Origin of the sequence: Rhodococcus sp. IEGM 1305 (genome assembly GCF_030058635.1) — a bacterium.
Taxonomy (GTDB): Bacteria; Actinomycetota; Actinomycetes; order Mycobacteriales; family Mycobacteriaceae; genus Rhodococcus_F; species Rhodococcus_F opacus_D.
Genome location: NZ_JASHKX010000083.1, coordinates 1 through 864, shown reverse-complemented (window position 1 = coordinate 864; position 864 = coordinate 1). Strand labels below are relative to the sequence as shown.

1 protein-coding gene is annotated in these 864 nt (G+C 66.4%); it reads right to left on the bottom strand.

All coding sequences use genetic code 11. The features are described 5' to 3' along the window. Positions 1–27: 27 nt before the first annotated feature. A complete protein-coding gene (locus QM693_RS37480) occupies positions 28–825 on the bottom strand; it encodes an IS5 family transposase (protein ID WP_040269771.1) in 798 nt (265 codons plus the stop codon). Positions 826–864: the final 39 nt, after the last annotated feature.

Genomic DNA, 864 nt, shown 5'->3' with positions numbered 1-864 from the left:
AGAGAGCATCTGATAACTCCTTTCGGCTCAGGCGGTACTGGCGAGTCGGCGCGACATGGTGGCGATCATGGCGATGTAGACCATCGCCTCGTGGTGGTCGGGGCGGGTCTCGTAGTCCCGGACGCAGCGACGGTATTTACAGATCCACGCGAAGGTCCGCTCGACCACCCACCTGCGGGGAAGAACCTTGAATCCTTTGCCATCGTCCGTGCGCTTGACGACCTCGACCGCAAGTGCCAGAACGTTTTTCGCCCAGCCGATGAGCCGTCCGGCGTAGCCTCCGTCGGCCCACACGAGCTCGACGGTCGAGAAACGGGCACGCAACGCCGCCAGCAGTCGCACCGCACCGTCGCGGTCCTGGATCCCGGCCATGGTCACCACCACCGCAAGCAACAGTCCGTTGGTGTCGACCGCGATGTGACGTTTGCGGCCGTTGGTCTTCTTCCCGGCGTCGTAGCCGCGGCTCGACCGCGGTACGGTGTCGGCGCCCTGCACCGACTGCGAGTCGATGATCGCCGCGGTGGGAAGTGGACGACGTCCGTCGTGCACCCGCGCCCGGTCACGCAGTGCATCGTGGAGGCGTTGCCAGGCACCGGACCGGACCCAGCGGGCGAAGATGGCGTAGACCGTCATCGCCGGCGGGAACTCCGACGGCAGTTGCCGCCACGCGATGCCGCCCCGCACCACGTAGAAGATTGCGTCGAGAACCAGACGACGGCAGTGCTTTTCGGGCCGTCCCCCGCGTCCGGTGAGGTTGCCGGGAGGTGGGAGCAACGGCTCGAGGATCGCCCATTGTGTGTCGGTGACCGATGATGAGGGATACACCCGGCAACGGTGTCCGCCGTCGTCGTTGGGGGTGGGGCA